Raw genomic sequence first — 14323 nt, 5'->3', positions numbered from 1 at the left:
TTTTTGTTGCGGCCGCTCTCGCGTCACGCCAACGGGGTTACGCAGCCAATAATCTCAGGCGCCCAACTCCGAAGCCGATGCCACATGCTTGGGCGCGTTGGAACTGGCGTCGTCCTGCTCGGAGGACACCGGCGTCTTCACCGGCGTTGCCGCGCTCAGCGGATGACCGGCATCGAGCGTCATCTGCACGCGCTTGCCGTTAGCCGATGCCGCGGTAGCCGTAGCCGTGTTCGACGCCGTCAGAACCGGAGCCTGCGGTGCATTGATCGGCACCTTGCGGCCACGCGCCACATCGCGCAGGCGGCCGCGCTCGGCCATTACCTTGGCGCCGTAGCCGCCGTCGTCCGGCGAGGTCGAGCCGACATAAAGACGCAAACCGCCTGGCAGCGAACCACCGCGCGCGATGCAATCCTTCAGCACCAGCGCACCCACCTTGATGTTCGCAACCGGCTCGAGCGCCGCGCTCTGACCGCCGAAATACTGGAATTTGTCCGAGTGAACCTTGGACATCACCTGCATCAGGCCCTGCGCGCCCACACCACTCTCGGCGTACGGGTTGAAGCCCGATTCGATTGCCATTACGGACAACAGAAGCAACGGGTCGAGACCGACTTCGCGGCCGGTGTCGAACGCTGCCTTTACGAGCTCGCCAACGGGCTCCTGAGCGACGCGATAGCGCCGCGCCAGGTACGACGCGACCAGATCCTGCTCGCGGGTCGAGACCAGCACACGATCGTCGCGTGCGTCGGCCGAGACGCGCTGCGCCGGGATAAGTCGCGCAAGCGCGGAAACGCTTTGCATAGTGCGCGGGTCGAGGCCGTTCAGCGCCGCCACACCCATACCGGACGTGCCGGTGCCGTCGAAAGCGCCGTCGTAGCTGGTGTTGCTGACGGTGACCTCATTGTTGCCGTTGTTCGTGCCGCTAGCGGCGTCGCTACTGGTCGAATTCGCGGATAGCGAGTCGTCAGAGGACGCGCCAGGCGGTCCGAAAGCCGGCAGCGGGTTGCCCTGCAGCAGACGGGCAGGGCCGGCTTGCACAGCGGCCGAAATGACCGGCATGAGCTTGGCGGCAAGGGTGCCGCGCAAGGCCGGCATCAGCCACAGCGTGATTGCCAGCACGACAGCGATTCCGCCGACGATGCTGAACAGGTGATGACTCATTCGCGTCCCGCGACGCAACGCACCACGCACAACTTGCGCGATACGCTCATCGGGACGCCACGTTAACCAGGCGTTCATTCAGATCTCCCATGTTGCATGATCCGCGAACTCCGCCAGTTGAACAGGCGGTAACACACGTTCGCAGAGTCAAGACATCGCGCGCTCTGTCTGGTAAGGGCAGCAGCGACGTCGGGAAAACGGCAAATACCGTTTGTGGGGAGCCATCTCGAAAGCGGCCCGCGGCATGCCAAAAAACATGCGGGCGGAGGCTCCCACGCGAAAAACCAGCGTCAGTTGGCGCTGGCGAGGACTTCTGTAAGACCGTCAAATACCGTGCAGGGGGGCGGTAAACGGTGACGCGTTGCGTCAGATGGGACCGGGGGCAGTGGTAAAAAGGTTCACGCCCTGCAACCAATGTGGACGGATTCTATGCAGGGTTTTATAGATCGTCAACACTATAGACAGGCAAATGTATAACTAATTGTAATAATGAACAGTGTTCAGTCCGTTCAAAACCGCGCGGTGCGCGCCTCTTGAGCTATCTCAAATACTCCTTCGGATGCAGGCCGTCCGGCCAATCTACGTCCGCCTGCCAACACAGGTAAAATCGACAATCGTTTTGGCACCGCGAAACCTGCGGCGCCCTCCCTTTTTTGCCGCTTGCGCGGCACTCTACCGCACCAGATGAAATACAAAGACCTGCGCGATTTCGTCGGCCGTCTCGAATCGATCGGTGAACTGCGCCGTATCTCGCAAAACGTCTCGCCAATCCTGGAAATGACCGAACTGTGTGACCGCGTGCTGCGCGCCGGCGGGCCGGCGTTATTGTTTGAGAGCCAGCAGCAGCACGCGTTTCCGGTCCTCGGCAACCTGTTCGGCACACCGCGCCGTGTTGCACTCGGCATGGGTATCGACGCGCAGGCCGGTGAAGGCGATGGCGCAGCGCTGGAGTCGCTGCGTGACGTCGGCCGTCTGCTCTCCGCATTGAAGGAACCAGAACCGCCCAAGGGGCTCAAGGACGCGGGCAAACTGTTCTCGCTCGCGAAGGCGGTGTGGGACATGGCGCCCAAAACGGTGAGCGCGCCACCCTGCCAGGAAATCGTCTGGGAAGGCAACGATGTCGACCTCGGAAAGCTGCCGATTCAGACCTGCTGGCCGGGCGATGCAGGACCACTGATTACATGGGGCCTGACCGTCACAAAAGGTCCGAATAAGAGCCGACAAAATTTAGGCATATATCGCCAGCAACTGATCGGACGTAACAAACTGATCATGCGATGGCTCGCGCATCGCGGTGGCGCACTCGATTTCCGCGAGTTCGCACTGCAGAATCCTGGCAAACCGTATCCCGTGGCTGTCGTGCTGGGCGCCGATCCGGCAACCATCCTCGGTGCGGTCACGCCGGTGCCCGACACGCTCTCCGAATACCAGTTCGCCGGGCTGCTGCGCGGCGGTCGCACTGAACTTGCGAAGTGCATCACGCCGGGCGTCGACGGCTTGCAGGTGCCCGCGCGTGCGGAGATCGTGCTGGAAGGCTTCATCTATCCGCAGGAAGGCGCGCCCTCGCCTGCTCCCGCGGGCGCACCGCCGCGTCCGACGAAAGGCGCGTCCGCTGGTTATGAACACGCGCTCGAAGGCCCCTATGGCGACCACACTGGTTACTACAACGAGCAGGAGTGGTTTCCCGTCTTCACGGTCGAACGCATCACGATGCGGCGCGACGCGATCTATCACTCCACCTACACCGGCAAACCGCCCGATGAACCCGCCGTGCTCGGCGTCGCGCTCAACGAAGTGTTCGTGCCGCTGTTGCAGAAGCAGTTCACCGAGATCACCGACTTCTATCTGCCGCCTGAAGGATGCAGCTACCGGATGGCGATCGTGCAGATGAAGAAGAGCTACCCGGGTCACGCCAAGCGCGTGATGTTCGGCGTGTGGAGTTTCCTGCGGCAATTCATGTATACGAAGTTCATCGTCGTGGTCGACGAGGACGTGAATATCCGCGACTGGAAGGAAGTGATCTGGGCCATTACCACGCGTATCGACCCTGCGCGCGACACGGTGCTGGTCGATCGCACGCCGATCGACTACCTGGATTTCGCTTCGCCGGTGGCGGGTCTCGGATCGAAGATGGGACTCGACGCGACCAACAAATGGCCAGGCGAAACCGATCGCGAATGGGGCCGCCCGATCGAGATGGACAAAGCGGTCAAACAGCGGATCGACGCCTTGTGGAATGACTTGGGACTGTAAAAACAGCCCTCGAATCACCCTGTTGAATATTTAGGATTCTGTCGGTATCGAAGCGATCCAGTCACTCGCCGGATCGCGCGCGCTCGAACAAGTCTGAATAACAAAACTGATGGAGCAGTTGCGCGGATGCATGCCTTTTCAATGATGTCGGATGGATTTTTTCTATCGTTGTCGTTGTGTCTGGACATCGGCCTTGTCAACGTCGCGATGATTTCGCTGACGCTGTCGCACGGCTTCAAACCAGGCTTCTGGTTGGGTCTGGGTTCCTGCTTCGGCGATCTGGTTTACGCGGCGCTCGCGCTCGCGGGAATGGCTGCACTGCTGCAGTTCGAATCGGTGCGCTGGGTGGTGTGGATCGGCGGCGCGGCGATCCTGCTGTTTCTCACGTGGAAGATGGCGCGTGAAGCGATGTTCCCGGCGTCGGCACCTGCCGTTGCCGGAGAAGCCGATGCCAAAGCGCCACATCTTTCCCCGTGGCGCGGTTTCTTGCGCGGCGCGTTGCTGGCGATGTCATCGCCTTCGGCGATTCTGTGGTTCGCCGCCGTGGGCGGCGCGCTAATCGCGAAAGCGGGTGCGACCAGTGTGACGACTGCGCCGGTATTCCTCGGCGGCTTCTTCCTGGGTGGCTTGTGCTGGACAATCTTTATCTGCGGACTCGGCAGCCACGGGCGCAAACGCGCCGGCACCGGTTTGCTGCGCGCGTGCCATGTGTTATCGGCACTGCTGTTCGCATACTTCTCGTATAGCGTGATCGTGAACGGGTATCGCGATCTGATCGTGCAGACCGCACAACAGGTTGCTAGCTAAAAAAGAAACGGCTCGCCTTGGCGAGCCGTTTTCCATCGATTTCAACGTGCGCAGCGCACGCGGTGCAACCTGAGCCAATCAGGCGAGATACTGCGCCAGCTTCGCCAGATCGACGTTGCCGCCACTCACCACCACGCCCACACGCTTGCCCTTCACCGGCACGATGCCGTTGAGCACGGCAGCCGCGGCGAGGCAACCCGTCGGTTCGACCACGATTTTCATGCGCTGCGCGAAGAAACGCATGGTCTCGACCAACTGCTCGTCGCTCACCGTTTCGATCCGCGCGACCAGCTTCTGAATGATCGCGAACGTGTAATCGCCGAGATGCGTGGATGCGGCGCCATCGGCAATCGTTCGCGGCGCGTCGATATGCACGATCTCGCCGCGCGCGAGCGATTGCTGGCCATCGTTGCCCGCTTCAGGTTCGATGCCGATCACGATACACGCCGGACTCAATGCCGCCGCCGACAATGCACTGCCACCGATCAGTCCACCGCCGCCAAGGCAAACGAACAGCATGTCGAGCGGCCCGGTTTCTTCTATCAATTCCTTGACCGCTGTGCCCTGCCCCGCGATCACGTGCGGATGGTCGTACGGCGGAATCAGCGTCATGCCGCGCTCTTCAGCGAGCCGCCGGCCGATCTCTTCGCGATTCTCGGTATAGCGGTCATAGCTGATCACTTCGCCGCCATAGCCCTTGGTCGCCGCAACTTTGGCGGCGGGCGCGTCATGCGGCATGATGATCGTCGCGTGAATGCCTGCAAGGCGCGCCGACAGTGCAATCGCTTGCGCATGGTTACCCGACGAGTACGTCAGCACACCCGCTTTGCGTTGCTCCGCGTCGAAATGCGCAATCGCGTTATAGGCGCCGCGAAACTTGAATGCGCCCATGCGCTGAAAATTTTCGCACTTGAAGAACACCGACGCACCCGTGCGCTCGTTGAACGTGCTCGAGGTTAGAACGGGGGTACGGTGGGCGACGCCTTCAAGACGTGCAGCGGCGTCGAGTACGTCGTTGAAAGTGGGAGCGGGAAGCGCTTGCATCGGCGAAACTCTCCAAAAGCGGTGGCGAAACAGCCATTCTCCCAGCTTCGCCAGTGCTTTGGTACGTCGCAGCACAAATACAAACGGCGTAACCCGGCGATCAAGCCGGCGTTACGCCGTCAACAACTGTCCGCGCTTTTCTCGCGATTAGCGGCGGTAGTAACCGTGGCCATAGCCGTGGCCGTAATAACCACCGCGGTAGTAGCCGTGATGATAATAAGGACGGCCATAGCCACCGTAATACCCACCCACCACGACTGCCGGCGGCGCGTAATAGCCCGGCGCGTACACCACTGGCGGAGGCGGCGGTGCGTAATAGACCGGCGGCGGTGGAGCATAAACCGGATACGCCGGCGCGATTGGAATGCCAATTCCGATACCGACGGAAACGTGCGCCTGTGCAGCAGTAGCGAACCCCACGCCGAGTGCGGCGGCAACGACAAACGGAACGATCTTTTTCACTTTTATTCTCCTGGCGCGGCCCACTAAGGTCGCCGACTTTGGCATGCCTTGCATGCTATGAAATCAATGTATCGAAAAAGCCTGTGCATAGATGTTCGCATTTGTTGCAAATTGCAATTGGCGGCAATAGGTCCGAATTTATGTCCACGCGACGCCAGCCGGATATACCGCGCGACGGGCTGAGAACTAAGGGTTTGCCAGCGATCAAGGGGAAGCGAATCCACTGCTTTGCAGGTCTTGCGGCTTCAGGCACTCACTTGTCAGTAATCTTTGATTACAAATTAGCTTCAATCCTGACGGCCTAAAAGAAAAATGCCCGGCGCAATCACGCCGGGCATCTCTTACTCGCGAGCAGACGGTATTTTCAGCCTACCTTCACGTAGGCGAATTCTCTGGAGACGTTGGGCGGGACATACGCGCCGCTGATGCGCACGCGTGGCTTCAAACGCTTCTTCTGCTCCCACCAGCGACGGCGCTGTGAATGAGTCAAGAACCGCAAGTGCTTTCGGTAAGAAAAAATATTCATCGTTACCTCCCGAATCTGACTGCGAGACGAAAAACCCAGAACAGCAACTGCCAAACCGACCCCTAGAGAAATTGTGAGCAGTTTTCGGACCCGCGGGGCGCGCGCGACCGGATAACCGACTGGACGCGCCATATCGTGCGCGAACTGATCAGAGGAATGCCGGTGCCGAGACGCGCCACTGCCGGGCGGATGCGATACTTCTGTTTCCTGTTCAAGTGTCCCGTCTGGAGCACGCAACCATGTCCCAGCCCTCCCTGCCGCGCCTCGGCTTCATCGGTGCGGGGCGGCTCGCGCGGTGTCTCGCGCTGAGCTTTTCACGCGCCGGCTATCCGGTCACGGCGGTGGCGAGCCGCACGGCGGCCTCGGCCAGCCGGCTCGCCAGTCAAATCGAGCATTGCGCGGCATTCAACGACCCACAACAGGTCGTCGACGCCGCCGATATGGTCTTTTTAGCCGTTCCTGATGACAGCATCGGTACGACAGCGCACACACTGCGATACACGGCGGGCTCAGCGAGCGGCCCACAAGGCAAAGCACTCGTGCATTGCAGCGGCGCCTCGCCGGTCGATCTGCTGGCCCCGGCGCGCGACCAGGGCGCCTCGATCGGCGGCTTTCACCCACTTTACCTCTTTAGCGGCGATCTCGCCGACGTCGAACGGATCGCCGGTTGCTCGGTGACGATCGAGGCGGATGGCGCGCTCAAGGACGTGTTGACGGCGCTGGCTGTTGCCTTGCGCTGCCACCCGCTGTCGATTCCAGCGGGCGGCCGCATGCTGTATCACGCCGCCGCGCATTACGCCGCCAGCTTCGCACTGTGCAGCCTCGCCGAATGCGTAGCCTTGTGGCGCACTTTGGGCTTTGCTGAGGACGATGCGCTGCGCGCGCTGCTGCCGATGCTCTCCGGCACCATCGAAACCGCCCGCGACAAGGGCCTGCCCAACGCACTCGCCGGCCCGGTGTCGCGTGGCGATACGGGCGTCGTGGAGAAGCAGTTGGCGTTGCTGGAAGGCCTCGGCGGCGATCATGCCGCGCTGTACGGTTTGCTGTCGCGGCGCGCGGTTGGGCTGGCCGAACGCCGCGCCAAACCGCCCGCCGCGATCGAGGCGATTGCCGAGGCGGTGGAAGAATCGCTCAACCGGTCGCTGAATCAGGCCGCAGCAGGTGCAAGCGTCAAGTAAGCCGTGATAATGTGACGTCCGGCGCCGCGCGCAATCCGCCAGCGCCGCGCTTAGGGACCAACAGACGAGAACGCACAATGATCAAGGTCAGCATCCTCTATCCGTACCGGGAAAACGGCCACTTTGACGTGGACTACTACTGCGTCACGCACATGCCGCTTGCGGCGAAGCTGTTCGGGCCGTCGCTGAAAGGCTGGTCGGTCGACGTCGGCATCAACGCCGGGCCTCCGGGAACGCCGCCGCCGTACGTCGCCGCGGGGCACTTCCTGTTCGATAGCGCAGACGACTTCTATAAGGTCTTCAAGTCGGCCTCGGAGCGCCTGCTTGCGGACATTCCGAATTACACCGACGGCGGCAACGGTACGATTCTGATCAGCGAAATCAAGATTTCTGTGTGACGTCCCGTGGCCGGGTGCTGCTTGGCAGCATGCAGTTCGCCAATTAGCCTGACTCGAACATCTGGAAATTGATCCACTGCGTCCCCATTTGTGACGCGTAACGCGCCTCCTGCGGAAATGGCGCGGGCAATCCAAATGAACCCGCCGGTGCACCGATCGATCAGCGCCGGCACCCCGCGGCCGATCGACGGCCGTCATCCGAAGGATAAGGACACGAGATGTTTGGCGATATCGCCCGTTTTCTGCTCAATACCGTTTTTACGCTGTTCGGCGCCGCGTTGCTGCTGCGCGCATGGCTGCAGGTCGTGCGCATGCCGCCGTACAACCCCGTCACGAACGCCGTGCTGCAAGCCACTAACTGGATCGTGCTGCCGTTGCGGCACATCCTGCACAGCACGCGCAACATCGATTGGGCAAGCCTGGTCGCGGCGCTGCTTGCGGCAATCATTTATGTGGTGCTGATGGTGGTGCTCACGGGCGCCGATCCGCTCACGCTCGCGCCGACCCTGCTGATCGTCGCGGTGCTGACGCTCATCAAGTGGGCGCTGAATCTGATCATCTGGATGACGATCCTGATGGCATTGCTGTCATGGCTCAATCCGCGCTCGGCGGCCATGCCGATCCTGTATCAGCTGACTGCGCCGTTCCTGAATCCACTGCGCCGCGTAGTACCGCAACTCGGCGGCATCGACCTCTCGCCGATTCTGCTGTTCGTGATCGTGCAGGTGCTGCTGATGGTGGTGACACGTGCGGCCGTTCAATTGACCTACTTCGTGATCTGAACGACGCTCCGTGCACCTTGTGAGTGAGGGTGGCGGCAGTGCGATTTGCGCTAACCGCCCCTTCCCGAGTAGAATCGTGCGCTCTGCGGGCGTCGTATAATGGTAATACCCTAGCTTCCCAAGCTGCAACGGCTTGAGCAAACCCGCTATCTACGCGCGTTCTCACGCTAGGGTTTCCCCCGAATCTACGAACAACCACGGTTCACGCGCTGTTCACAGCGATGCCAGTTTTCATCCCGGCTCCGATTTCAAGAAACTGCTGACATGCCATTGCCCAGAAAAACATAACGATTCTGAGTACAATAAGGCGATCAATTTCGTCAAAAAAGGAAAAGGAACAGGCATGGCCCTTACAAAAGAACAACAGCAGGTGATTGATGGCCTTATCTTTAAAAATTGGAAAGCCATCGACATCATCGGCGAACTAGTTGGTAAGCATGGCGCAAACGCACGTGATGTCCGAGACTACCTTGACGAGAATAAAACTCTCCAAGGCATGCTGAAGACGATCACCCATCGCTCCAAGGATGTAGCCCGAGCCGGCGACGAAGCAACCAGAACAGAGGCCGTAAAGGAAATCGAAAAGCTGTCCAAGAGAGCAATCAAGGTTCTTCAGCAAAGGAAGGACGATTCCGCATAAAGTCGGTAGTGCATGGACCGCCGACGAACAGTCCATCCCATTGCGGACCACGGAACTTGGAGGCTTCCGAAAGGAGCCTCCGGCGAAAGCCTTACGTAACTTTTGGTCCCGCAGCTCATGCTTGTCCGAATCAAGGACGCTTAGCTTGTCCTCACGATGCCACGTCGAGATGCTTCGAGTTAAACCTCAGCTTCTTGACCGCCGCGCAGATTAAAGTCGAAGTACGGCTACGCGGCTCGGGCTACTAATCCCGCTCAAGCTCAAGCGCGAAGTCACGGTCCGCGAGGCCTCTAACAGCAGACGCGGCAACGGATTGGACGCACCCGCCCGTTTTCTACCACGGACCCCGCCGTGCCGGCTGTCAGAACCGTCGCCGCGTCCTTTCTCCCGGTTGCCAAGTGAACGAGCCGGAATAGCCTTGCGTCCCACGCGCAGGTGGCACAACTCCACACCCTCATCCTCCGAATAGCTTCGTCCTAGCAGTAACACGAACCTAGAAAATTCACGCATCTCGACCACGCCAGCCGTCCAACCCGATATCAGAGAACAATCCGAAAATCATCCAGATGAAATTTTCAATAATTTTCTTGTTTATATTCAATAACTTACACAACAAATCAGTAACAAGATCTCTGATTTTCTCTTGGCGACCTCTGATTCCATCCGCTACGCGTGCATGAATATAAGTAGCCATCTATGGCTACTTATAAAATTTCATCCGAAAGGACTACCGATCAGGACAAATTGAGCGTACATTCCAGACATTACCCAAAGTCTACGGACGCACCATGGCTAGTACCAGCGAAAAAGTTCTAACGCCACCAGTCATCTCCCACCTGTCCTTCACGGTCTTTCTGAACTCGCTGCGCGATGCAGGGACCGTTCCGACTCGTATTGACAAGACTCTGATGCCCAAGGCCTCGGGCTCCCAGCAATCAGGGATGCTCGCCGCCCTCCGCTTCCTCGGTCTTATTGATGAGGTTGGAAAACCAAAAGAGCAATTCAAGCCGCTAGTACTAGCTACGGACGACGCGCGGAAGCCGCTTTTGGAAGCGATCGTTCGAGAGTCTTACGCATTTCTTTTCAACGATCCCGAGTTTGACTTGCACCACGCCAGTTCGGGGGAGATGACTCAGAAATTCCGTAATCTGGGCAACAGCGGAAGCACATTGACGAAGACCATCGCTTTTTTCTTGGCTGCGGCGAAGGAATATGGAATTCCTGTTTCGCCACACGTCAAAGCTCCGCCCCCGCCGCCGCCCAAGAATGGCGGCACGGCCAAGAAGACAGCGAAGGGTGTCGAGGAGACGAGTCGGGAGTCAGACAGCAAAACCGGCGATGAAGATGATGGCGCAGACGTCGAACGATTCGAGATACCTCTGCCCGGCAAGCGCAGTGTCAAAGTCATCGTGCCCAACAGCCTTGATGCAGACGACTGGGAGATGCTGCAAAACATGATTTCCGTCTACATCAAGCGCTGGAAGGGATTCAAGGGGAACGCATCGTGAGAAGATGATTCGGCCCCGTTACCTAACTCACTGTAACAGGGCCGAAAAAAACAACGCCCCCAACAATCCGAATCTCGGCCAGGAGATTCAAACGTTGGAGGCGGAGGTGAGCTAGAAGACAGCGCGTTAAGGCGTGCCTCTGTCACCCACAGTTATCGGTCAGATAACCCCGGTAGTGTACGTCACGGGAGTGCTGCGGGCAAGAATCGCTTTTAACCTCCTATCTCGTAGGAGGCAGCATGCCGCGTCGAATCATTGCGCGGGCAAAGACTGTTTTTGTGCGTAACTACACTCGGGTTCGCTTCGGCAACCTAGAAAGTGTGTGCTCGCACTGGCGGTCTGCGCCTGGTCAGTTGAGTTTTAACTTCGACTGATCGAAAAGAAACGGTCCGGGGTTTCACTAGCCCGGCCGTTTTTTCATTTCCAACAGCCGTATGTCACTTCTTGCCCATCGGTTCGTGCTTGTCCTTGATCATCTGATAGTACGTGCTCGCGCCAGCCTTCGTCAGCTTCACCTCGGCGATGAACTTCTCGATGATGTCTTTCCGCGTAACATCCTTCACAGTCCGCATCCGCTTGTAAATTTCAGTTGCCAGTTCCATCTTGGTCGGCGTAGCTGGGGCCGCCTTCGCTGCGGTATCGTTCGCCGTCGCAGTAGCGGAATTTGCCTTCACATCCGTGACAACAGGCTTACCTGCTTTCTCGTCTTTGCTCGCCACACCTTGCTTCTGATCGACCATGATCGCACTCCATTCGTTGAAAGTGCGTCCAGGGTCCAGCAGATCGACCTTCAAGGCAACAGCAAGCGAGCGACCACGACCAGCACGACGGCGACCACTTCGAAATTCAGCGAGCAACAGTGACAGTTTTCACGTCACCCTCACGCACCTACTCTCTACCCCATTGATCTACGAGGAATTTTCGACCCAGATCATCAGCTTAACTAGATTCTGCCGTGGGACCGACTCGTTGTTCGATCCGACAAGTCCGCTCTTTTTCAATCTTCAAAAAAACAATCTCAACAGTTGTCGCTTGTCGCCACGAATGAAGCAGCGAAAAGTCGAACACAAACAGTTTGTGTTGTTGTTTAGGCGCATCGCAAACTCAGGGCCACGCCTGACCGCGGTTTGACACTCGACCCTGACTTATGAAATGATTCGTCTCGTTGAGGCAGCAGACTCAATCAAGGAAGCAAGCTCAGATTTCGCGAAAGCGGAGATTGAGGCGAAGTACAACTACCTGAAAGAATTCGAGCCGGGTAGTTGGATCGTAGTAGCAACCACTACGGTCGTCGATTTCGATCGATTGCTTGGCCTGTATAACCTTGGACTAGGCTTTTATAAGAACTCGCGCTATCGAGTCCTTATAAAAGTTTGGTTCAAAGCTATACAGGCCAGAACCAAACTCTGATCGTCCTGTATAGCAAGTTTTTTAACTTTTGCGTTTACAGGAGATCACGATGCATCAAAGCACCTCAGCAACGGCTACCCAAAATCAGGGCAGCCGTCTCTATCCGGCGACTCGCCCAGAATCCCCCGAATACATCTTCGCTATGGATGCCGTTCATCTTGAACGCGCATCGCATCCCAAGCGCAGGAAAGCCAAACTTCCGGAAATTCCCCCCGGCTATAGCGCATCTTTCACGCTCCATCCCGACGCGTATATTCACACCGCAACGCGGGACGGAGCGAAGCTCGGCCATCGTCGTGTCAACACGCTGCCTGCGGGAGTTCTGACGCTCTGCCCCATCATCCATAAGCGCGCTCGTCACCGCGTAGGCTATACAGTGGGTCGCGAAGGCGGCTTTGCAGAGGGCATCCTTTGCCCTATGTGCAAACACATCTATTACCTCATGTCGTTGGCCCCATCCAACAATCCGAGGTTCTCAAACATCGGCGAATATTACGAGGACATTCGCAAACATCTGGGCCTGTGATTTAGCCACCACGAGATAGTCATCTGAACTGAGCCGGGAGATAGCAGTCGTCTACTGGGCGCTCTCGGTGAATTAATATGTATTCCTAAATTATGAATATCGACTCCATTGAAAAACATTCGGGCTATTCTTCGGAAACTGCAAGCCAGACTTCGCTCACGAATGACGCCAGCGAATCGCTTGTTTCGCTCCCCTCGTCTCCGTCATCGAAGGCAATGAAAATCGCCGTCAACCGGAAAGTCAAGAACAAGGCTCGTCCGGACACGGATGATTTCAAACTCCTCGCTACAGAATTCGAGAACGTCACTCTCACGCTCAGTGAAATCGCGTCCGCCGTTTCTCAGGGCTTCAGCTGGTGCGCACAACACATCAATCGTCGGAATGCAGCAAACTTCAACTGCACCGATGTTATCGGTGCCGATCTGGATGAGGGCTGGACATTCGACTCGTTGCTGAATCATGATCTCGTGTCAAATCACGGGCTCATGATCTACCAAACCTATAGTTCCTCGCCAGAGCACCAACGCTGGCGGCTTATGTTCCGCACGCCATACACGATCACCGACGCCGACGAGATGCGGAAGATTCTTCGCGGTCTTGTCCGCGTGTTCGGTGCGGATGAGTCCTGCGTCGATCCATGCCGCGCATACTACGGCAATGAGGGATGCGAGCCCCATATCATCGACAAGACGTTGACCATCGAGCAAATCGAGTATTTCAAGAAGCTCGGGGCGACTCAAGGCGGCGATGACGGGAAGGACGGCGGCAACCACAATGCGAACAACTACGTACGTTCGTCCTTGCACGTTGCCGAAGACCATTTGCTGCGCACCCGCGACGGGAAACAGGCGGCCCTCTCTATCCTCGCAAGCGGAACGCCTGTGCACTGCCCGCACCACTCCGACCGCAATCCAAGCGCTTTCGTTACGATGTCAGCTCAGGGTATCCGGGGTGTCCATTGCAGCAAATGCCAGCAAACATTCTGGCCGGAGACCATGCGGCGTAACGACCTGAAGGAGCATGACTTCGAGCAATTCGACCAGGCACTCTTTGCAGGCAAGCTGTCGGATGCGACACATAACGTCGTCGTCGAAGAACTGAATGCTCGGTACCTTTCGCCGGCGCTGATTCCCTTCCGCCCCGGCGTGAACTTCATCAAAAGCCCAAAAGGCAGTGGGAAAACCAAACTCCTGCAGCCGTTCGTCCAGCATTGTATTGATACCGGCGAATCGGTTCTGCTTGTTTCTCACCGGATCGCACTTGCGTCTGCCAGCGCAAACCGTCTCGGTATGTTCTGCTATCTGGACAAGTATGACCGGGAAATCGGAGGCGATCGGTACCTGGCCTATGCCGTTTGCCTCGACAGCTTGCGCAGGCGGCTGAAACCGGGCGTTCACTCGTTCGATCACGTCATCATTGACGAGTCGGAACAGCTTTTCTCGCACTTTTTGTCCTCGACGTTGGACGGCAAACGTGAGTCGGTATTTCACACGCTGAGCTTTTACGTACGTGAGGCTACGACCGTCATTGTGTGCGACGCCGATCTCGGCCGGCTGTCATTCGAGGCGATCAGGTGCTGCCGTGACGGAGTAGGTATCAAGGGTTACCAGCGGTAAGAAGCCGAGCTT

15 protein-coding genes are annotated in these 14323 nt (G+C 58.1%); 10 read left to right on the top strand and 5 right to left on the bottom strand.

Features of this window, described 5'->3' with window-relative positions; translation table 11 throughout:
• Positions 1–54 precede the first annotated feature (54 nt).
• Positions 55–1239 carry a transglycosylase SLT domain-containing protein gene (locus ACUN0E_RS24370; protein WP_445568198.1) on the bottom strand — a complete coding sequence of 395 codons (1185 nt, stop codon included), beginning with the start codon at positions 1237–1239 and terminating at the stop codon, positions 55–57.
• Positions 1240–1845: 606 nt separating this feature from the next.
• Between ACUN0E_RS24370 and ACUN0E_RS24365 the strand changes: the two genes are divergently transcribed.
• Positions 1846–3414, top strand: a complete 1569-nt coding sequence (locus ACUN0E_RS24365) for a UbiD family decarboxylase (RefSeq protein WP_408333735.1) — start codon at positions 1846–1848, stop codon at positions 3412–3414.
• A gap of 126 nt (positions 3415–3540) precedes the next feature.
• Positions 3541–4221 carry a LysE family translocator gene (locus tag ACUN0E_RS24360; protein ID WP_408222545.1) on the top strand — a complete coding sequence of 227 codons (681 nt, stop codon included), beginning with the start codon at positions 3541–3543 and terminating at the stop codon, positions 4219–4221.
• A gap of 78 nt (positions 4222–4299) precedes the next feature.
• Here the strand turns inward: ACUN0E_RS24360 and ACUN0E_RS24355 are convergent, their stop codons facing one another.
• Positions 4300–5265 (bottom strand): threo-3-hydroxy-L-aspartate ammonia-lyase, encoded by a 966-nt coding sequence (locus ACUN0E_RS24355; RefSeq protein WP_445568197.1) that lies wholly within the window; start codon positions 5263–5265, stop codon positions 4300–4302.
• A 147-nt stretch (positions 5266–5412) separates the two neighbouring features.
• Complete coding sequence (locus tag ACUN0E_RS24350) at positions 5413–5727, bottom strand: hypothetical protein (RefSeq protein WP_408222549.1); 315 nt, start codon at positions 5725–5727, stop codon at positions 5413–5415.
• A gap of 765 nt (positions 5728–6492) precedes the next feature.
• Between ACUN0E_RS24350 and ACUN0E_RS24345 the strand changes: the two genes are divergently transcribed.
• The 4 genes from ACUN0E_RS24345 (at position 6493) to ACUN0E_RS24330 (ending at position 9251) form a co-directional block, all read left to right on the top strand.
• Positions 6493–7431: a Rossmann-like and DUF2520 domain-containing protein gene (locus ACUN0E_RS24345; RefSeq protein WP_445568196.1), complete on the top strand. Its 939-nt coding sequence runs from the start codon at positions 6493–6495 to the stop codon at positions 7429–7431.
• Positions 7432–7508: 77 nt separating this feature from the next.
• The gene (locus tag ACUN0E_RS24340; RefSeq protein WP_408333726.1) at positions 7509–7829 is read left to right on the top strand and encodes an EthD family reductase; all 321 of its coding nucleotides are present in this window, start codon (positions 7509–7511) and stop codon (positions 7827–7829) included.
• Between the two features lie 218 nt (positions 7830–8047).
• The gene (locus tag ACUN0E_RS24335) at positions 8048–8611 is read left to right on the top strand and encodes a YggT family protein (RefSeq protein WP_408222555.1); all 564 of its coding nucleotides are present in this window, start codon (positions 8048–8050) and stop codon (positions 8609–8611) included.
• A 133-nt stretch (positions 8612–8744) separates the two neighbouring features.
• The gene (locus ACUN0E_RS24330) at positions 8745–9251 is read left to right on the top strand and encodes a hypothetical protein (RefSeq protein ID WP_445568195.1); all 507 of its coding nucleotides are present in this window, start codon (positions 8745–8747) and stop codon (positions 9249–9251) included.
• 502 nt (positions 9252–9753) lie between these two features.
• Here the strand turns inward: ACUN0E_RS24330 and ACUN0E_RS24325 are convergent.
• Positions 9754–9945 carry a hypothetical protein gene (locus tag ACUN0E_RS24325; RefSeq protein WP_445568194.1) on the bottom strand — a complete coding sequence of 64 codons (192 nt, stop codon included), beginning with the start codon at positions 9943–9945 and terminating at the stop codon, positions 9754–9756.
• A 94-nt stretch (positions 9946–10039) separates the two neighbouring features.
• Between ACUN0E_RS24325 and ACUN0E_RS24320 the strand changes: the two genes are divergently transcribed.
• On the top strand, positions 10040–10759 hold the full coding sequence (locus ACUN0E_RS24320; RefSeq protein WP_445568193.1) for a DUF5343 domain-containing protein: 720 nt from the start codon (positions 10040–10042) through the stop codon (positions 10757–10759).
• Between the two features lie 437 nt (positions 10760–11196).
• Here the strand turns inward: ACUN0E_RS24320 and ACUN0E_RS24315 are convergent, their stop codons facing one another.
• The gene (locus ACUN0E_RS24315; protein ID WP_445570510.1) at positions 11197–11499 is read right to left on the bottom strand and encodes a hypothetical protein; all 303 of its coding nucleotides are present in this window, start codon (positions 11497–11499) and stop codon (positions 11197–11199) included.
• Between the two features lie 412 nt (positions 11500–11911).
• Here ACUN0E_RS24315 and ACUN0E_RS24310 point away from each other — a divergent pair, with 412 nt between their 5' ends.
• The 3 genes from ACUN0E_RS24310 (at position 11912) to ACUN0E_RS24300 (ending at position 14311) form a co-directional block, all read left to right on the top strand.
• Positions 11912–12169, top strand: a complete 258-nt coding sequence (locus tag ACUN0E_RS24310) for a hypothetical protein (protein WP_445568192.1) — start codon at positions 11912–11914, stop codon at positions 12167–12169.
• Between the two features lie 49 nt (positions 12170–12218).
• Positions 12219–12695: a hypothetical protein gene (locus tag ACUN0E_RS24305; RefSeq protein ID WP_445568191.1), complete on the top strand. Its 477-nt coding sequence runs from the start codon at positions 12219–12221 to the stop codon at positions 12693–12695.
• Between the two features lie 92 nt (positions 12696–12787).
• Positions 12788–14311, top strand: coding sequence for a signal recognition particle (locus ACUN0E_RS24300; RefSeq protein ID WP_445568190.1), 1524 nt, complete (start codon positions 12788–12790; stop codon positions 14309–14311).
• The last annotated feature ends 12 nt before the right edge of the window (positions 14312–14323 follow it).

It is taken from the genome of Paraburkholderia sp. D1E (genome assembly GCF_052682275.1).
This window is presented reverse-complemented; position numbering and strand designations above follow the sequence as displayed.